The sequence below is a fragment of the Sulfitobacter sp. 1A12157 genome (assembly GCF_043557345.1).
In the GTDB taxonomy this organism is placed as follows: Bacteria; Pseudomonadota; Alphaproteobacteria; order Rhodobacterales; family Rhodobacteraceae; genus Sulfitobacter.
On the sequence record NZ_JBIFFV010000004.1, the window covers coordinates 265886 to 283502 of the forward strand.

Below are 17617 nucleotides of genomic sequence, written 5' to 3' on the forward strand. Positions count from 1 at the left end.
ATGGGACAGCTTCCTTCCCAAGCCCGCGCGGTGATTATCGGGGGTGGCGTGATCGGCTGTTCGGTTGCCTATCATCTGACCAAGCTCGGCTGGACCGATGTGGTCCTGTTGGAGCGCAAACAACTGACCTGTGGCACCACATGGCACGCGGCGGGGCTGATCGCACAGCTGCGCGCGACGCAGAACATGACGCGGCTGGCGAAATACTCCCAAGAACTCTACGGCGCGCTGGAGGGGGAAACCGGGATCGCCACAGGCTTCAAACGTGTGGGCTCGATCACCGCCGCCCTGACGCCTGCGCGGCGCGAGGAGATCTTGCGTCAGGCCGCCATGGCCCGCGCCTTTGGCGTCGAGGTCGAAGAGATCACCCCCGAAGAGGTTCGCGCGAAATACCCCCATGTGGAGACCGAAGGCATGACCGGCGCGGTCTATTTGCCGAAAGACGGGCAGGGCGATCCCGCCAATATCGCGCTGGCCTTGGCCAAGGGCGCCCGGGCGCGTGGCGCGGTGGTGGCCGAGCGGGTCAAGGCGACGGGGGTCGCCCGTGCGGGGCGTCGGATCACGGCGGTGGACTGGGCCGGGGAGGATGGCAGCAGGGGCCGGATCGAGGCCGAACATGTCATCAATTGCGCGGGCATGTGGGGGCAGGACGTGGGCCGGATGCTGAGCAGCAACGTGCCGTTGCAAGCCTGTGAGCATTTTTATATCGTCACCGAGGCTGTGCCCACTTTGCGCGAGTTGCCGGTGCTGCGCATCCCCGATGAATACGCCTATTACAAAGAGGATGCGGGGAAGATCCTGCTTGGCGCATTCGAGCCTGTGGCCAAACCATGGGCGCTGGAGGGCATCCCCGAGAGTTTCGAGTTCGATCAACTGCCCGAGGACTTCGACCATTTCGAGCCGATCCTCGAAATGGCGGTCAAACGGCTGCCGTTGCTGGCGGAGGCGGGGATTCATACCTTCTTCAACGGTCCCGAAAGTTTCACCCCCGACGATGCCTATCACCTTGGCCAAGCGCCCGAGATGGATAATGTCTGGGTCGCCGCCGGGTTCAATTCGATCGGCATCCAATCGGCGGGCGGGGCGGGCATGGCGCTGGCGCAATGGATGGAAGACGGGCAGAGGCCCTTTGATCTGGGTGATGTGGATATCGCGCGGATGCAGCCGTTTCAGGGCAACAAGACCTATCTGGCGGAACGGTCGACCGAAACGCTGGGGCTGCTCTATGCCGATCACTTCCCCTACCGCCAAAAGGCCACCGCGCGGGGCATCCGGCGCAGCCCGCTCCATGCGCATCTGCTGGAGCATGGCGCGGTCATGGGTGAATTCGCAGGCTGGGAACGGGCCAATTGGTTCGCCGATCCCGGCCAAACGCGCGCGTATCGCTATAGCTGGGGCCGGCAGAATTGGTTCGGCAATCAAGCCGCCGAACATGCCGCCATTCGCGCGGGCGTGGGGCTTTACGATATGTCGTCTTTCGGCAAAATCCGCGTCGAGGGGCCAGAGGTCGAGGCTTTCATGAACCACGTCTGCGGCGCGCAGATGGCGGTGCCGGTGGGCAAGATCGTCTATACCCAATTCCTCAACCCGCGCGGCGGGATCGAGGCGGATGTCACCGTGACCCGGCTGAGCGAGACGGCCTACCTCGTCGTCACCCCGGCGGCCACGCGGCTTGCGGATGAGACTTGGCTGCGCCGCCATACGGGCGACCGGATGGTGGTGATCACGGATGTGACGGCGGGGGAGGCGGTGATCGCCCTCATGGGGCCGAAGGCGCGGGAGGTCTTGCAGGCGGTCTCTCCCGATGACTTCTCGAATGACAGCCATCCCTTCTGCATGGCGCGCGAGATCGAGATCGGCATGGGCCTCGCCCGGGCGCATCGGGTGTCCTATGTGGGCGAGTTGGGCTGGGAGCTTTATGTCAGCGCCGAAATGGCGGGCCATGTGTTTGAGGTGCTGATCGAAGCGGGCGCGGCCTTTGACCTGAAGCTTTGCGGCCTGCACGCGATGGACAGTTGCCGGATCGAAAAGGGCTTTCGCCACTTCGGCCATGACATAACCTGCGAGGATCATGTGCTGGAGGCAGGCTTGGGCTTTGCGGTGAAGACCGACAAGCCCGATTTCATCGGTCGCGACGCGGTGCTGCGCAAAAAGGAGGAGGGGCTGAAGCTGCGGATGCTGCAATTCCGCCTGACAGACCCCGAGCCATTGCTCTACCACGCCGAACCGATCCTGCGGGAGGGGGTGATCGTGGGCTATCTCACCTCCGGCAACTATGGCCATCACTTGGGCGGAGCGATCGGGCTGGGCTATGTGCCCTGCGCGGGCGAAAGCCCCGCCGATCTGCTGGCCTCGACCTATGAGATCGACGTGGCAGGCCGCCGGATCAAGGCCGAGGCCAGTCTGAAACCGATGTATGACCCCAGAGGGGCGCGGTCCAAGAGCTAGGCCGTCGCCCTACGAAAAACGCCCCCTTCGCAGGCTTATCCGCCGAGTTTTGACATAGATCAAAGCGGCGGTTTGGGGCCCATGCGATCCGTCTCCCAAAGATGAAGGGATTCGGAATATGTTCGATACGCTCAAGTTGATCGTGCTTGCGCTTATAGTGTTCTTTGCAGCACTCGGGGCGGATTGGGCGCGCGATCCGGCTTATATGGTTCACGCCCTGCTGGTCATGTTGGTGGCCGCAGGGTTGTTTTTCTGGCAATTGCGCCGGATGCCTGTCGACGGCGCGGTGCCTGTCGCAGCTGTGGCGCCGCAGGGCTATATGGATGGCCCTATTCGCTATGGCGTCATCGCCACCGCCTTTTGGGGCGTGGTGGGGTTTTTGGTCGGCACCTTCATCGCCTTCCAACTGGCCTTTCCCGCGCTGAACATCGACTGGGCGCAGCCCTATGCCAACTTTGGCCGCCTGCGTCCGCTGCACACCAGTGCGGTGATCTTCGCCTTTGGCGGCAACGCGCTGATCGCCACCTCTTTCTACATCGTGCAGCGCACCTCTTCGGCGCGACTTTGGGGGGGTAATGCCGCTTGGTTCGTCTTCTGGGGCTATCAGCTGTTCATCGTTCTGGCGGCCACGGGCTATCTGCTGGGCGCGACCCAATCCAAGGAATATGCCGAGCCGGAATGGTACGTCGACATCTGGCTCACCATCGTCTGGCTGGTCTACCTCGCCGTCTTCTTCGGCACGATCCTGAAGCGGCGCGAGCGTCATATCTATGTCGCCAACTGGTTCTTTCTGGCCTTCATCATCACCGTGGCCATGCTGCATGTGGTCAATAACCTCGCCATCCCGGTGTCGATCTGGGGCTCGAAGTCGGTGCAGGTCTTCGCGGGCGTGCAGGATGCCATGACGCAGTGGTGGTACGGCCACAACGCCGTGGGCTTTTTCCTGACCGCCGGGTTCCTGGGTATGATGTATTACTTCGTGCCGAAACAGGCGGGCCGCCCGGTCTATAGCTACAAGCTGTCCATCATCCACTTCTGGGCGCTGATCTTCCTCTACATCTGGGCCGGTCCGCACCATTTGCACTACACCGCCTTGCCCGATTGGGCGGCGACGCTGGGGATGGTGTTCTCGATTATCCTGTGGATGCCCTCATGGGGTGGCATGATCAACGGGCTGATGACGCTCGAAGGCGCTTGGGACAAGATCCGCACCGATCCGATCATCCGCATGTTCGTGGCCTCGCTCGCCTTCTACGGCATGTCGACCTTTGAGGGGCCGATGATGTCGATCCGGGCGGTGAACAGCCTCAGCCACTACACCGACTGGACCATCGGCCATGTGCATTCCGGCGCGCTTGGCTGGAACGGGCTGATCACCTTCGGGGCGCTCTACTTTTTGACCCCGCGGCTCTGGGGCCGGGCGCAGATGCATTCGCTGTCGGCGATCAACCTGCATTTCTGGCTCGCGACCCTCGGGATCGTGCTCTACGCCGCGTCGATGTGGGTCTCGGGCATCATGGAGGGGCTGATGTGGCGCGAGGTCGACGCCAATGGCTTCCTCGTCAACAGCTTTGCCGACACCGTCGAAGCGAAATTCCTGATGTATGTGGTCCGTGGTCTGGGCGGGGTGCTCTACCTCGCGGGGGGTGCGGTGATGGTCTGGAACATGTGGATGACCATCCGCGCCCCGCACGCCCGCCCCGTCACCGTCGCCCTGCCAGCGGAGTAAGATCAATGGCCAAGAACCCCCACAGCCCCAACTATGACCCCGCTGACGACCCCAAGGTGGTGACCGCCAGCGAAGGCTTGAAGACGGGCAAAATCCCCAACGAGCTGCCGCCCGAAACGCAGACGATCACCTTTCACCAGCGGTTTGAACGCAACGCGACGCTGCTGCTGATCGCCTCGCTCGGGGTGGTGAGCATCGGCGGGATCGTTGAGATCGCGCCGCTCTTTTGGCTGGAGAATACCATCGAAGAGGTCGAGGGCATGCGCCCCTATTCGCCGCTGGAACTGGCGGGGCGCGAGATCTATGTGCGCGAGGGCTGCTACGTCTGCCACAGCCAGATGATCCGCCCGATGCGCGACGAGACGGAGCGTTACGGCCACTACAGCCTTGCCGCCGAATCCATGTACGATCACCCGTTTCAATGGGGCTCCAAACGCACCGGGCCGGATTTGGCACGCGTGGGCGGGCGCTATTCGGACGAGTGGCATGTCGATCACCTGATGGACCCGCAATCGGTGGTGCCGGAAAGCGTCATGCCGAAATACGCTTTCCTGATGGAGGCCAAGCTTGAGCCTGAGGATGTGACCGATCTGGTGGCCACCCACCGCACGGTCGGCGTGCCCTATAGCGATGAGATGATCGCGAATGTCCGTGGCGATTTCCGGGTGCAGGTCGACCCTTTCGGCGATTACGACGGGCTGCTGGACCGCTACCCCGGCGCGCAGGTGCGCAACTTCGACGGCCAGCCTGGGGTGAGCGAGATGGATGCCCTGATCGCCTATTTGCAAATGCTCGGAACGCTGGTCGATTTCTCGACCTTCGTGCCCGATGCCAGCCGCTGAGGAGACTGCAATGGACACCTATTCCTTCCTGCGGGAACTGGCGGATAGCTGGGCGCTGTTGATCCTGACGCTGATCTTTCTGGGCGTCATTGCTTGGGCCTTTCGCCCCGGCTCGCGCGCCCTGCACGACGATGCCGCCGCCGTCCCGTTTCGCAACGACGACCCCGACCAAGCCCGCAATGACGGAGCCCGCACATGACCGATAAACGCAAGATCGACCCCGCCACCGGGACCGAGACCACAGGCCACAGTTGGGACGGGATCGAAGAGCTGAACACGCCGCTGCCGCGCTGGTGGCTTTGGACCTTCTATGCCACCGTCGTCTGGGGCGTGATCTATACCATCCTCTATCCCGCCTGGCCGATGGTCTCAGGCGCGACGGCGGGGCTGCTGGGCTATTCCACCCGGGGCGAAGTCGCTGCCGAGATTGCGCGTGTGGATCTGTCGAATGCCGATCTGACCGAAAGCCTCGTCACCGTCGATCTGGCGGTGCTCAAGGACAACGAAGAGCTGCACCGTTTCGCGACACAGGCCGGGCGCTCGGTCTTTGCGGCCAATTGTTCGCAATGTCATGGCGCCGGGGCAGGGGGTGTGGTGGCCTCGGGCTATCCGAACCTTTTGGACGACGATTGGCTTTGGGGCGGCACGATGGAGGAGATCGCCTATACCGTGCGCCACGGCATCCGCAACGAGGATGACCCCGACGCGCGTTTTTCGGAGATGCCGCCGTTTGATTGGATGGAGGAGGCCGACCTCGACGCCACCGTGCATTTCGTCCGCAGCCTCTCGGGGCTTGAGCATGACGCGGGCGCGGCGCAGGCGGGGGCAGGGGTCTATGCCGACAACTGTAGCGCCTGCCACGGAGAGCGTGGGCTTGGCGACCGTGAGATGGGCGCGCCGAACCTTGCCGATGCGATCTGGCTCCGCGGCGGCAGCCATGAGGCGATCCTGCGGCAGCTCAAAGCGCCGCGCATGGGGGTGATGCCGCCGTGGCAGGCCCGTCTGGGCGAGGCCGAGGTGCGCGCCGTGACCGCCTATGTCCACGGTCTGGGCGGGGGTGAGGCCACGGTCGATGCCGAAGGCGCTGCTGCCGACTGAACCGGATGACAAATAATCTGCGGATTGATGCAGATCAAAGCGGCCTGCGCCCCACGGGTGTAGGCCGCAAGACGTAACACCGGAGCCTACTGCCCATGTCCAACGCCGCCCCCCCGCTTTTCGCCGCGCGCGAGCCGATCTTTCCCCGCCGGGTCAGTGGGTTCTTTCGCCGGCTCAAGTGGGTAATCCTGATCCTCACGCTTGGGGTCTATTACATGACCCCGTGGCTCCGCTGGGACCGGGGGCCGAACCTGCCGGATCAGGCGGTTCTGGTCGATCTTGCGAACCGGCGTTTCCATTTTTTCTGGATCGAGATCTGGCCGCATGAGTTCTATTTCGTGGCCGGGCTGCTGATCATGGCGGGGCTGGGGCTGTTCCTGTTCACCTCTGCCTTGGGGCGGGTCTGGTGTGGCTATGCCTGCCCGCAGACCGTCTGGTCTGACCTCTTCATGACCGTGGAGCGCTGGATTGAGGGCGACCGCAATGCGCGTATCCGCCTGCACAACGCACCTTGGAGCCTGCGCAAGGCGCGGCTGCGGGGGGCAAAATGGCTGGTCTGGCTGCTGATCGCGGTGGCGACGGGCGGGGCTTGGGTCTTTTACTTTGCCGATGCGCCAAGCCTCGCGCGCGACCTCGTGACCCTGCAAGCCGCCCCCGTGGCCTATGCCACCATCGCCGTGCTGACGGCCACGACCTTTATCTTCGGCGGTTTCATGCGCGAACAGGTCTGCATTTACATGTGCCCCTGGCCCCGCATCCAGGGCGCGATGATGGATCCGGGCACGCTGACCGTCGGCTACCGCAAATGGCGGGGCGAGCCGCGCGGCAAGGGTGGGGTGAAGCGCCAGAAAGCGGCGGCAGAGGCGATCGGCAGCGGCGATGCGGTGGCGCGTTATGGGGCGGCGCTGGACAAGAATACCGCGGGCGGCCGCCAGTCGCGGGAGGGCGAGGTCTTGGGCGATTGCATTGATTGCAACGCCTGCGTCGCGGTCTGCCCGATGGGGATCGACATTCGCGAAGGCCAGCAGATGGAATGTATCACCTGCGCGCTCTGCATCGACGCCTGCGACGATGTGATGGCCAAGATCGGCCGCCCGCGCGGGCTGATCGACTACCTTGCGCTGGATGATGAGCCGCCCACCGCGCCCAGAGAAAGCGCCGCCGTGGCGGGCCTTGCCGAGGCGCCCGCGGGCGATGTCGCCGGGGCCACTGCGCCGCCCTGGCAGCCCAAGCCGCTTTGGCAACATGTCTTCCGCCCGCGCACCTTGATCTATACCGCCGCTTGGGCCGCCATCGGGGTGGCGCTTGTCGTGGCGCTCTTCATCCGGCCCGAGATCGACATGACCGTGGCGCCAGTGCGCAACCCGACCTTCGTCACCCTCTCGGACGGGTCGATCCGCAACGCCTATGACATCCGCCTGCGCAACAAACATGGGGAGGCGCGGGATTTCCGGCTGTCTCTCGCCGGAGACCGTCGTTTGGACCTCAGCGTCGAGGGGGCGGCGGGCTCGGTGGTTTCCGTGCCCCCAGACACCACCCGCCTGCAACGGGTCTACGTGATCGCCCCGCCGCAGAATGACGCCGCCACCGCACCGCGCAGCGATCTGCGGTTCTGGGTCGAAGATCTCCGCTCGGGCGAGCGGGCCTTTGGTGACACGATATTCAACGGAAAGGACAGCCAATGACTGCAGCGCAATTGCAACCGGGGCGCCCCCTGACAGGCTGGCATGTGCTGGCAATCTTCGTGGGCGGGTTTTCGATCATCATCGCGGTGAACCTCGCGCTCGCTTTCAACGCGGTGCGCACCTTCCCGGGCAAGGAAACCGAATCGAGCTACGTTGCCTCGCAGAATTTCGACAGCGACCGCGCGGCGCAGGAAGCGCTTGGCTGGGCGGTGCAGACCGAGTTGACGGGAGAGACGCTCCGCTTGGCGGTAGAGGATACCAATGGCGTGGTGCAGCCCAAGATCATCGCGGCGACATTGGGCCGGGCGACCACCGTGGCGGATGACATGACGCCCGACTTCGCATGGGATGGCCGGGCGTGGGTCGCGCCGGTCACCGCAGGCCCCGGCAACTGGAACCTGCGGGTGGAGATGCGCGCCGCCGATGGTACGCTCTTTCGCCGCCGCATTCCGTTGCAGGTGAGACGATGACCGTCGCCGCCTGTCCCGGCTGTGTCGCAGGCTCCCCCTCGGCCGAGGCTGCGGCGCAGCACATCGCGGAGAACGACAAGGCCATCCACCTTGCCCTGCCGCAGATCCGCTGCGCGGCCTGTATTGCGGGGGTCGAGGGGGTCTTGGCCCGCTTGCCCTCGGTTAAAGCCGCGCGGGTAAACCTTGGGGCCAAGCGGGTGCGGATCGTGCTGAGCCCCGGGTATGACGCCAACGCCGCACTTCAGGCGTTGAACGACGCGGGCTTCGAGGCGCATGAACTCGACGCGACCGCCCTGCGCCCTGCGGGGGATGACACGGGCCGCCGTCTGTTGGCCCGCGCCGCCGTGGCGGGCTTTGCCATGATGAATGTGATGGCGGTTTCCGTCGCGGTCTGGTCTGGCGCGGGCGATGTCACGCGCGAGATGTTTCACTGGGTCTCTGCCGCCATCGCGTTGCCGGCCTTGGCCTTTTCCGCGGTGCCGTTCTTCGCCTCGGCATGGGTCGCCCTGCGGGCGGGCCGGATGAATATGGATGTGCCGATTGCGCTGGCGATCCTGCTGGCGGCGGCGACCTCGCTTTATGAAACTTTCGCTGCCACCGGGGCGCATACTTGGTTCGATGCGGCGCTCTCGCTGACCTTCTTCCTGCTGGTGGGCCGCTATCTTGAGCATCGCGCACGGGCGACGGCCCGTTCCGCCGCGGCGGAGTTGACGGCGCTGGAACTGCCCCGGGCGACGCGGCTGACCGCGACGGGCCGTGAGACGGTGGACGTGGGCGCCCTGATGCCCGACGACCGCATTGCCCTTGCTGCCGGCGCGCGCGCGCCGGTGGACGGCATCGCCGTGGGCGCGGTGATGGTGGACCGTTCCGCCCTGACCGGGGAGGCCGACCCCGTCGCGGTGGCAGCGGGCGGGCCGATCTGCGCGGGCGAGGTGACCCTTGGCACGCCGCTGACCCTAAGGGTCACCCGCCGGGCCGAGGACAGCACCCTGCGCCGCCTCGCGGCTCTGGTCGAGGTCGCCGAGACCGGCAAGCACCGTTACAGCGGGATCGCGGACCGCGCCGCGCGGCTTTACGCGCCGGTGGTGCATGGGCTGGCGGCGCTGGCTTTCGTGGTCTGGTGGGCGCTGACGGGAGACCTTTATCACGCGATTGCCGTGGCCACGGCGACGCTGATCATCACATGCCCCTGCGCGCTGGCCTTGGCCATTCCGGCGGTGACGGCGGCGATGACTGGGCGTTTGTTCCGCGCGGGCGTGCTGCTGAAATCCCCCACGGCGTTGGAGCGTCTGGCCGAGATCGACACGGTTCTCTTCGACAAGACCGGCACGCTGACCGAAGGCGTCGCGCGGCTGCCCGCGCTCGATGCAGAGGCGGCCTCGGTGGCGCTGGCCCTCGCGCAGGCGTCTGACCACCCCGCCTCGCGCGCCTTGGCGGCGGCGTTGCAGGGGCAAATGCCCGCCGATCTACGTGACTTGAAAGAGGTGCCGGGCGAGGGCGTTTGCGGCCTGTGGAACGGCGCGCGGGTCTTTCTGCGTCGCGGGCAGGAGGGGCCGGAACTGCATCTGCCTGATCGCCTTATTCCTTTGCCCCTGTCCGAAACACCCCGCGCCGGGGCAGCGGAAGTTGTCAGCGCCCTGCGCGGGCGTGGGATGGCGGTGGCGATGGTCACCGGCGATACCGCGCGGCGTGCAGAAGCGCTGGCCAAAACCCTCGGGATTGACACGGTTCATGCCGCCGTTCGGCCCGAGGACAAGGCCGGTCTGGTCCGCGATATGGCCGCGCGGGGAAGACGGGTGCTCATGGTGGGCGACGGGCTGAATGACACGGCGGCGCTTGCCGGGGCGCATGCCTCTCTCGCGCCTGCCACGGCGCTGGATGCCGCGCGGGTCGCCTCGGACGGGGTGATGCTGGGCGGTGATCTCTCGGCGGTCGCCGATACCCTGCGGCTGGCCCGCCGGGCGCGCAGCCGCATTCGCCAGAACCTCGGCCTGGCTGCCGCCTATAACGCGGTCGCGATCCCGGTGGCGGTCATGGGCTTCGCCACCCCGCTGATGGCGGCGGCGGTGATGTCCTCCTCGTCTATCCTCGTGGTTTTGAATGCGGTGCGCCGATGAATATCCTGATCGTTCTCATCCCCGTCTCTGTCTGTCTGGGTGCGGCAGGGCTTGCGGCCTGTCTCTGGACGCTGCGCAACGGGCAATATGATGACCTCGAAGGGGACGCGGCGCGGATTTTGCTGGAGAATGGGGAGCCCAGTGGTGAGGCCCACCAGCGGGATACCGAAAAGGCGGCCTAGAAATGCGAAACGCGGGCCGAGACCCGCGTTTTCTGAATTGAATGGAAGCCCGCCCTCAGTCGGTTTCCTGAGAGGCCGAGATCAGCGCCTCCATATCCTTGATCAGCACGGTCTGGGAGGTCTCAAGCGCGATGATATCTTGCTTGCGCAGGCGGGTCAGGGTGCGGCTCACCGTCTCAATCGTCAGGCCGAGAAAATCTGCAATGTCGCTGCGGGTCATCGGGAGGGCGCAGGTGGTGTAATTGCCGATCGGCCTACCGGTCCGCTCCGCCAAGGTGATCAGGAAGGAGGCAACCTTTTCCAGCGCGGATTTGCGTGCCAGCATCATGAAGTGATCCTGCATCGCCGAAATCTCACGCAGGGCGGCGTTCAACAGCCGCTTATGGGTCTCGTGATCCCCCTCGAAATCATCGAGCGTATGGCGACGGTGGGCGATCACCTCTGCCGCCCCGATCGCCTCGCAATCGCTGTGATGCAGCGCGCCATTGGGAAAGCCGATGATGTCGCCGGGCAGGCCAAAGGCGATGACCTGCCGCCGCCCGTTGTCGAGCACGCGGGTCAGGCGAAACACGCCCGAGGTGATCTCATAGATATGGTTGGCGATATCGCCCTCGCGAAACAGGTGGCTGCCGACCGCCTGCCGTTTGCGCGGCGATTGCGCGGCGGGGCTGCGGGGGCAAAGCTGCGCCTCGGGCACTTTGGTTGCGGGGGTGAACTCATTGGATAGCGTCACGTACATGCGATCGTCCTTTCTGCGGCGCGGTCACATTCTCAGGCGCATGTCGCAGAACGACCTGTGGTCTTGTATCCGTTTGTAACGCTTTGTCGCAGGGGATGGCGTGGCGGCTGGTGCTCGCTTGGGTTGCGGACTATACAAACGCAACTTTTGGGGTGATGGGCGTGGCCGCGAAGAAGATCCTTGTTGTTGATGACGATGCCAAGATCCGGACGCTTCTGAGGCGCTGCCTTGAAAGCGACGGCTACCTTGTGACCGAGGCGCATGACGCGCAGAGCGTGCGCGCGGCCTTTGCGGCGGAGGCTTTCGATCTGGTGACTTTGGATCTGAACCTCGGCGCGGAGGATGGGTTGGACATTGCGCGCGACCTTCGCCGCGATCATGACGTGCCGATCTTTATGGTGACGGGCAAGGACGATGTGATCGACCGCGTTGTCGGGCTGGAGCTGGGCGCGGATGACTATCTGACCAAACCCTTCCATGTGCGCGAGGTCTTGGCCCGCGTGAAATCCGTCCTGCGGCGCAGCGGCAAGCGCGAGGCGGAGGCGCCCGCACCGCGAAATGCAGAGCCGTGGCTTGCGCTTGATGGGCTGAAGATCAACCTCGACCGGATGCTGCTGGTGGGCCGTGACGGGCAGGAGGGGGATCTGACCACGGCTGATTTCAAACTTCTGGCCGCCTTCGTGAACCACGCGAAAAAGCCCTTGTCGCGCGATCGGTTGATGGACCTGATCGACGGGCAGAATTGGGCGCCTCTGGACCGCACCATCGACAACCAAGTGGCGCGGCTGCGCAAGAAGGTCGAGCGTGATCCGGCGCGTCCGCTGTTGATCAAAACGGTGCGCGGGCTGGGCTATGTGCTGACCGAAAGCCCCACCGCCACCTCGGGTTAGTCCTGTAGCAAGGCGCGAAACGCCTCGGCCAGATCCGCTTGCCTATAGGGTTTGCGCAGGAGGGCGAAGGCGTGGCTCTCTTCCTCGCCACGCAGGACGTTTTCGGAAAAGCCCGAGGTGATCAATATCCGCAGGTCGGGCATTTCCGCCGCGACCCGTTTGGCCAGCGCATGGCCCGAGAGCTCCCCCGGCATCACCAGATCGGTAAAGACCACGTCGATATCGTCACGGTCTTGCAGGATGTCCCACGCCGCATCGCCGGTGGTCGCCGTGACGCAGTCGAACCCCAGCGATACCAGCCGTCGCTCTGACAGGCGCAAGACCATCGGATCATCCTCGACCAGCAAAACGCGCAGGCCGGTGCCGATCTGGGCGTGCGGCTCTGGCGCGTCGCTGGATGCCGCCCGCGTGCCGGTGCTGTCCACGAGGGCGGGGAAATAGAGGCTGATCGTCGTGCCCTTGCCCAACTCGCTGTAGATCGCGATATGCCCGCCGGATTGCTTGATGAAACCGTATACCATCGACAGGCCCAGCCCCGTGCCTTGGCCGACCGGTTTGGTCGAAAAGAACGGCTCCATCGCGCGGGTGCGGGTCTCGGCGGACATGCCTTCGCCTGTGTCCGCGATCGACAGGCGGATGTAGTTGCCCATGTCGATGCCGATTTCCTGCGCGACATAGGTGTCGTCAAGCTGCATGTTGCGCGTCTCCAGCGTTATCTTCCCGCCCCCAGGCATGGCGTCTTGAGCATTCAGCGCGATGTTGAGCACGGCGGTCTGAAGCTGGGTGGCATCCACCTTGGCCTGCCACAGATCCTCGGCAAAACCCGTCTCGACCGCGATATGCGCGCCGATGGTGCGTTTGAGCATCGCCACGGCTTTTGAGACTTCGGCATTGAGGTCGATCTCCGCCGCGTTCAGCGTGGTCTTGCGGGCAAAGACCATCAGGCGTGAGGTGAGATCGGCCCCGATCTCTGCCGCCTCCAGCGCGTCCGAGATCAGCGCGCCGCTTTTGGCCGAGGTTTCCGACATCTCCAGCAGCTCCAAATTGCCGATCACGACCGTCAGGAGATTGTTGAAATCATGCGCGATGCCGCCGGTCATCTGGCCGATGGCGTCCATCCGTTGCGAGCGGGCGGTGGCCTCCTCGGCGGCTTTTCGGCGCGACAGATCGTGCATGATGCCGACAAAGGCGACCTCGCCCGCGATATCGGCGCGGCCCACGGAAAGATGCAGCGGGAAGACACTGCCATCGGCGCGCAGCCCTTCCACGTCGCGGCCCACGCCGATGATGCGTTTCTCTCCGGTCTCAAGATGGTGGCGCAGAAAGCCGTCATGTTGAACGGCCATGTCCCCGGGCATCAACATGCGCACGTTTTGTCCCACCAGATCCTCGACCGGATGGCCGAAAAGCGTGGCCGCCGCTTTGTTCACCCGCAGGATATTGCCTGCGTGATCGGCCACCACCATGGCATCGACGGCGGCGTCCAGAAGGGCCAGCAGAACGGGGCTTTCGTCGTTGATCTTCATGCGAGGGGTCCGTCTGTAAGGGCTGCGGGGCAGGGCATCCGATAGCGTGAGAGAGGGCGGGGGCGCAATGCGGAGCGATGCGTCACGTGTCCGAGGATCGCGTCCTCGACCACGCCGGCCCTACCACTGGATCGCTTCGAGATAGTCGAGCAGATTGGCGAAATCGGTTTCCAGCACCTCCCCATCCGCACCGCCATTGGGGTAGACATGGCGCAGGCCGACGGCGGAAAAGTCCGGCATGGGCGAGGCGGGGTCGTCCTTCGCAAGCTGGCCCATGACGAAGCGGCTGACAAACTCGCGCGGGAAATAGCCGTCATTGCGTTGTTTCAGCCCGGCGAGGTCCGGCGGCACCACATCCAGATGCAGGGACATCGGACCGCCGCCTTCGCCCTGCGCCCCGTGGCAGGCGGCGCATTCCTTGGCATAGACCCGCTGCCCCGCGCGCAGCCGGTCGGTATCCTCAGAAGACCCCTCCGAACAGGCGGAGAGGAGGGCGCAGGAAAACCCGGCGAAGGCAGCGAGGTGAGGGCGCATAGGGGCGGTTCCTTTCGACGGGTTTTAGTGCGACAGAAGCACAGGAAAGGCGCTTTGTTCAATCAGGCTGCGGGTCGTGCCGCCAAAAACCATCTCGCGCAGGCGGGAGTGGTCATAGGCACCCATGACGATCAGATCGGCCCCGGTTTCTTTGGCGCGTTTCAGGATGGCGGTGCCAATGTCCTCGCCTCCGCTGGCATATTGCTGCACCGCGACGTTGCAGCCTTGGTGGGTCAGCCAAGCGGCGACATCGGTGCCGGGGTTTTCCCCGTCATAGGCCGAGATCGAGATCGGATCGAAAAGCGCCACCGTTACCTCGCGCGCATTGCGCAGGGTCGGCAAAGCGGCGCGGATCGCCCGCGTGGCGGGAATGCCTGCTTTCCATGCAACGAAGACCGATTGCGGGGTCAAACCCACCTTGGCCTGCGCGGTGTTGAGCAGAACGGGTGCGGCGGTCTCGAAGAGCGCGGCATGCACGATGTCCTCGAACAGGCGGCTGTTCTCGCGCAGGTCCGTGCCGATAAGCACCGCGTCACAGGTCAGCCCCGCCCGCGCCACTGTGTTGCGCAAGGCCGAGGCATCGGCACAAACCGCGCGCACATCCGCGCTGGCGCCTTGATCGGTGAGATACTGCGAAAATTCCGCGCGCTGTTTCTCGACCGCCTCGCGGGCCGCGTCCACATCCGCCTGCCAGCCCGCCGGGAGGGAATAGGTGCTGAGTTCGCCCACCCCCATCGAATAGACCGGGAGGGCAGGGGTTTCGCTGAGCAAAAGAACGATCAGATGGGTGCCCTGGGTCTGCGCCGCGCGGGCGAGGGGCTCTAGCTGATTGGGCCGGGCTTCGACCCCCAGAACGACTGTGATTGTGGCATTTTGCATGGCGACGCTCCTCATGTGACCACGGCCACTATGGGGCGGGCCGCGCGCGGCTGCATTGATCTGGATCAAGCGGGAGGAGGACTGTGGAAAGAACCGGGGCAGGCGGCAAGCGCGGGAATGTGGTATCGCCCCCGCGCAAAGGGGGGCGATACCTGCGTCCGTTAAAAGCTGATCGACGCGGTCAGGCTGACGGTGCGGCCCGGTTCGGTCAAGGGCACCACATTGGCAAGCCCAAGCCCATCGGAGCTGCGGCTTGCATAGGTCGCGTCGAACAGGTTCTGCACGTCCATGCGCAGGTTCAGGTTCTGCATCCGCCGCGGTTTGTATTCCGCGTAGAGATTGACCACCTCATAACCGTCGAGCGACACATCGGTATCGTCGTTCTCCAAAGCGATCTGCGCGGTCGCCCCAATGCGCCATTCCTCGGTCACGTCATAGCCCGCTTCGAAGCCAAAGATATGGCCCACCGGACGGCCAAGGTAATAGGCAGTTGTGGCGGTGGTGGCGTCGTTGGTCTGCACATCGGCATAGGTGTAGTTCAAGGTCGCGAAGCCGCGCGCGCCGGTATAGGTGACCGACCCGTCGAAGCCGCGTGATGTCAGATCGTCCACGGCACCGCGTGCGCCGCTCGAAGGCAGAACAGCGTTGATGTCTTCGATGTCAGTGTCGAAGAGCGCGCCTTTGACCGCCCAAGGGCCACTGTCGTACCGCAGGCCCAAACGCACCGCATTGGCGCGCGAGGTGGTGAAGCCGTCATAATTCCACGGGGTGCGGAAGTTGACCAATGCAGCCTCGCCCAACTCATACCCGCCCCAGCTGGAGGCGGCCCCGGCGTTGAGGGTCCATTGATCGTTCAGGACGTAATCGACCGAGCCGTTGACGCTGGCGCCGCTGGCGTCGAAATCGGTCCCATCCGCGCCTTCGAAGGATGCCCAATCATAGCGCCCGCCGTAGGACACGGAGATGCGGTCCGACAGATCCTGCCGTGCCTGTGCGAAGATGCCGATATTGCTAAGCTCTTCGCGGCCGCTCGACCTGCGCGGGCTGACCGTGTTGTCATAGCCTTCGGCGCTTTCGTCAAAGAAATCGACACCGACATTCACGCTGCCGTTGCGGAGCGTGAACGAGTTGCTGAGCACACCGCTGAGGCTTTTGTTCACGCCATAGAGCGAGCCTACGTCCATCGCCTGCTCGTTGTAGCTGAGCTGCGCATAGGGCGCCCAGATGCCCGAGGGGTTCTCATCCTCATAGGTCAGCGTATAGGAGGTGCGCTGCGACAGCGCTTCGTAGAGCACCGTGTCGCGCCCGATCACATCGGCAAAGTCGGGGCGGATGAAGCCACCCTGAGACGCGCGCAGGCCATTGTCAGTGGTCTCGGAGGCCGAAAAGCTCAGACGTTTGCCGCTTTGCGAGGTATAGGCGAATTTCGCGATATAGTCGGTCAGGTCCGCCCGCGTGCCGGTGATGGTGCTGCCGGACCCGTCTTCATAATCGTCGCCCGTCGCCCGGGTGCCGCTCAGCAGATATTCGAAACCGTCGTTCTGCCCGAAAAGGGTCAGGGTATTGCGGAAGCCCTGGCCATTGCTGCCATAGGACAGCATGTAGCGGCCCCCAAAGGGATCATCCCCGTCCAGCAAATCGCGGGCGTCCTTTGTGGTATAGGCGATGGAGCCGGCCAGCGCGTTTGGCCCCTGATCCGCCGGGGCAAGCCCCGCGCTGACCTCGACGGATTTCAGCAGGGCCGGATCCAAAAGGACGTTGCCGGTATGGTGAAAGGCCGATTTGTTCTGCCGTGCGCCATCGATGGTGACGGAAAGAAGGCTCTCCTCGATCCCGTTCACATAGACCTTCTGCGCGATCGGGGCGCCGCCGCTGGCGGTGATCGCAGATTCGCCGGCAAAGACATCGGCCACGGTGGCGGGGTTGCGCTGTTCGATTTCGGTTTCGGTGATCTCGTCATTGCCCAAAACAGCCTGAGCGGCTGAGGTCTGAATGCGCAGCACGCCGAGGTCGAAGGCCGTGTCGTCTTGCGCATAAACAAAAGTAGCGGTCGAGCACATCAGCCAAGAAAGCGCGACACGCTTGGCGGTGTTGGTTTTCATTTTATTGTCCCTTGTAGAAATCCGTGGCTGGCTGGGACTCATGAAACCGCTTGCTTGCTCTGCGCGGATAGTTGCGACAATCCGCCGAAATGTTCAAGGCGCGGATTTGGACAAAGCGGGACGGTGTCGGCTGGGCCGTTGGATTTCTACGCAGGTGCGTAGTCTTTAAGCGGATCGGTTTGGAGGGCGGTGACGTCCCGGCGTGCGCGGCGACTGACCTGGGTCTTCGTATCGGGGACATTGGCACCACGCCCAAGGCGTGAATGGCGGAGAGACAGGGATTCGAACCCTGGGAACCCGTGAAGGCTCAACGGTTTTCGAGACCGCCCCGTTCGACCACTCCGGCACCTCTCCGCGGGGGTCTGGGGGGTCCGTT

Annotated in this window: 15 protein-coding genes and 1 tRNA gene; 10 read left to right on the forward strand and 6 right to left on the reverse strand. The window is 64.3% G+C overall.

Annotated elements, in window-relative coordinates; genetic code table 11:
• From ACGYLC_RS10015 to ccoS, 9 genes are all read left to right on the forward strand, one after another.
• A complete protein-coding gene (locus ACGYLC_RS10015; RefSeq protein ID WP_394422834.1) occupies window positions 1-2448 on the forward strand; it encodes an FAD-dependent oxidoreductase in 2448 nt (815 codons plus the stop codon).
• 118 nt (window positions 2449-2566) lie between these two features.
• A complete protein-coding gene (ccoN, locus tag ACGYLC_RS10020; RefSeq protein ID WP_394422835.1) occupies window positions 2567-4177 on the forward strand; it encodes a cytochrome-c oxidase, cbb3-type subunit I in 1611 nt (536 codons plus the stop codon).
• 5 nt (window positions 4178-4182) lie between these two features.
• Window positions 4183-5019, forward strand: coding sequence for a cytochrome-c oxidase, cbb3-type subunit II (ccoO, locus tag ACGYLC_RS10025; protein ID WP_394422836.1), 837 nt, complete (start codon window positions 4183-4185; stop codon window positions 5017-5019).
• Window positions 5020-5029: 10 nt separating this feature from the next.
• On the forward strand, window positions 5030-5218 hold the full coding sequence (locus ACGYLC_RS10030) for a cbb3-type cytochrome c oxidase subunit 3 (protein ID WP_136720504.1): 189 nt from the start codon (window positions 5030-5032) through the stop codon (window positions 5216-5218).
• A complete protein-coding gene (gene ccoP / locus ACGYLC_RS10035; RefSeq protein WP_394422837.1) occupies window positions 5215-6117 on the forward strand; it encodes a cytochrome-c oxidase, cbb3-type subunit III in 903 nt (300 codons plus the stop codon). Before ACGYLC_RS10030 ends, ccoP begins: the two co-directional genes overlap by 4 nt.
• A gap of 95 nt (window positions 6118-6212) precedes the next feature.
• Window positions 6213-7802: a cytochrome c oxidase accessory protein CcoG gene (gene ccoG / locus ACGYLC_RS10040; protein WP_394422838.1), complete on the forward strand. Its 1590-nt coding sequence runs from the start codon at window positions 6213-6215 to the stop codon at window positions 7800-7802.
• The gene (locus ACGYLC_RS10045) at window positions 7799-8272 is read left to right on the forward strand and encodes a FixH family protein (protein ID WP_394422839.1); all 474 of its coding nucleotides are present in this window, start codon (window positions 7799-7801) and stop codon (window positions 8270-8272) included. Before ccoG ends, ACGYLC_RS10045 begins: the two co-directional genes overlap by 4 nt.
• Window positions 8269-10389, forward strand: a complete 2121-nt coding sequence (locus tag ACGYLC_RS10050) for a heavy metal translocating P-type ATPase (protein WP_394422840.1) — start codon at window positions 8269-8271, stop codon at window positions 10387-10389. The genes ACGYLC_RS10045 and ACGYLC_RS10050 overlap by 4 nt, the downstream gene beginning before the upstream one ends.
• The gene (gene ccoS / locus ACGYLC_RS10055; RefSeq protein ID WP_394422841.1) at window positions 10386-10571 is read left to right on the forward strand and encodes a cbb3-type cytochrome oxidase assembly protein CcoS; all 186 of its coding nucleotides are present in this window, start codon (window positions 10386-10388) and stop codon (window positions 10569-10571) included. The genes ACGYLC_RS10050 and ccoS overlap by 4 nt, the downstream gene beginning before the upstream one ends.
• A gap of 55 nt (window positions 10572-10626) precedes the next feature.
• Here ccoS and ACGYLC_RS10060 read toward each other — a convergent pair whose 3' ends face one another.
• On the reverse strand, window positions 10627-11310 hold the full coding sequence (locus ACGYLC_RS10060) for a helix-turn-helix domain-containing protein (RefSeq protein WP_394422842.1): 684 nt from the start codon (window positions 11308-11310) through the stop codon (window positions 10627-10629).
• A 155-nt stretch (window positions 11311-11465) separates the two neighbouring features.
• Here ACGYLC_RS10060 and ACGYLC_RS10065 point away from each other — a divergent pair, with 155 nt between their 5' ends.
• Entirely contained in the window at window positions 11466-12200 is a 735-nt protein-coding gene (locus ACGYLC_RS10065) for a response regulator (RefSeq protein ID WP_394422863.1), read from the forward strand.
• Here ACGYLC_RS10065 and ACGYLC_RS10070 read toward each other — a convergent pair.
• From ACGYLC_RS10070 to ACGYLC_RS10090, 5 genes are all read right to left on the reverse strand, one after another.
• Window positions 12197-13726: a PAS domain S-box protein gene (locus ACGYLC_RS10070; RefSeq protein ID WP_394402732.1), complete on the reverse strand. Its 1530-nt coding sequence runs from the start codon at window positions 13724-13726 to the stop codon at window positions 12197-12199. The genes ACGYLC_RS10065 and ACGYLC_RS10070 overlap by 4 nt on opposite strands.
• A gap of 120 nt (window positions 13727-13846) precedes the next feature.
• Window positions 13847-14260, reverse strand: coding sequence for a c-type cytochrome (locus tag ACGYLC_RS10075; RefSeq protein ID WP_394422843.1), 414 nt, complete (start codon window positions 14258-14260; stop codon window positions 13847-13849).
• Window positions 14261-14284: 24 nt separating this feature from the next.
• Window positions 14285-15139 (reverse strand): universal stress protein, encoded by an 855-nt coding sequence (locus ACGYLC_RS10080; RefSeq protein WP_394422844.1) that lies wholly within the window; start codon window positions 15137-15139, stop codon window positions 14285-14287.
• A 161-nt stretch (window positions 15140-15300) separates the two neighbouring features.
• Complete coding sequence (locus tag ACGYLC_RS10085; protein ID WP_394422845.1) at window positions 15301-17241, reverse strand: TonB-dependent receptor domain-containing protein; 1941 nt, start codon at window positions 17239-17241, stop codon at window positions 15301-15303.
• 264 nt (window positions 17242-17505) lie between these two features.
• Window positions 17506-17595, reverse strand: a tRNA-Ser gene (locus ACGYLC_RS10090).
• Between the last annotated feature and the right edge of the window lie 22 nt (window positions 17596-17617).

What these genes read in the sequence shown, in the direction of transcription:
- ACGYLC_RS10085 (WP_394422845.1), bottom strand. Translation starts at nt 17,241, where the DNA reads ATGAAAACCAACACCGCCAAGCGTGTCGCGCTTTCTTGGCTGATGTGC.
- ccoO (WP_394422836.1), top strand. Translation starts at nt 4,183, where the DNA reads ATGGCCAAGAACCCCCACAGCCCCAACTATGACCCCGCTGACGACCCC.
- ACGYLC_RS10075 (WP_394422843.1), bottom strand. Translation starts at nt 14,260, where the DNA reads ATGCGCCCTCACCTCGCTGCCTTCGCCGGGTTTTCCTGCGCCCTCCTC.
- ACGYLC_RS10065 (WP_394422863.1), top strand. Translation starts at nt 11,466, where the DNA reads ATGGGCGTGGCCGCGAAGAAGATCCTTGTTGTTGATGACGATGCCAAG.
- ACGYLC_RS10045 (WP_394422839.1), top strand. Translation starts at nt 7,799, where the DNA reads ATGACTGCAGCGCAATTGCAACCGGGGCGCCCCCTGACAGGCTGGCAT.
- ACGYLC_RS10030 (WP_136720504.1), top strand. Translation starts at nt 5,030, where the DNA reads ATGGACACCTATTCCTTCCTGCGGGAACTGGCGGATAGCTGGGCGCTG.
- ACGYLC_RS10050 (WP_394422840.1), top strand. Translation starts at nt 8,269, where the DNA reads ATGACCGTCGCCGCCTGTCCCGGCTGTGTCGCAGGCTCCCCCTCGGCC.
- ccoG (WP_394422838.1), top strand. Translation starts at nt 6,213, where the DNA reads ATGTCCAACGCCGCCCCCCCGCTTTTCGCCGCGCGCGAGCCGATCTTT.
- ACGYLC_RS10060 (WP_394422842.1), bottom strand. Translation starts at nt 11,310, where the DNA reads ATGTACGTGACGCTATCCAATGAGTTCACCCCCGCAACCAAAGTGCCC.
- ACGYLC_RS10080 (WP_394422844.1), bottom strand. Translation starts at nt 15,139, where the DNA reads ATGCAAAATGCCACAATCACAGTCGTTCTGGGGGTCGAAGCCCGGCCC.
- ccoS (WP_394422841.1), top strand. Translation starts at nt 10,386, where the DNA reads ATGAATATCCTGATCGTTCTCATCCCCGTCTCTGTCTGTCTGGGTGCG.
- ACGYLC_RS10015 (WP_394422834.1), top strand. Translation starts at nt 1, where the DNA reads ATGGGACAGCTTCCTTCCCAAGCCCGCGCGGTGATTATCGGGGGTGGC.
- ACGYLC_RS10070 (WP_394402732.1), bottom strand. Translation starts at nt 13,726, where the DNA reads ATGAAGATCAACGACGAAAGCCCCGTTCTGCTGGCCCTTCTGGACGCC.
- ccoP (WP_394422837.1), top strand. Translation starts at nt 5,215, where the DNA reads ATGACCGATAAACGCAAGATCGACCCCGCCACCGGGACCGAGACCACA.
- ccoN (WP_394422835.1), top strand. Translation starts at nt 2,567, where the DNA reads ATGTTCGATACGCTCAAGTTGATCGTGCTTGCGCTTATAGTGTTCTTT.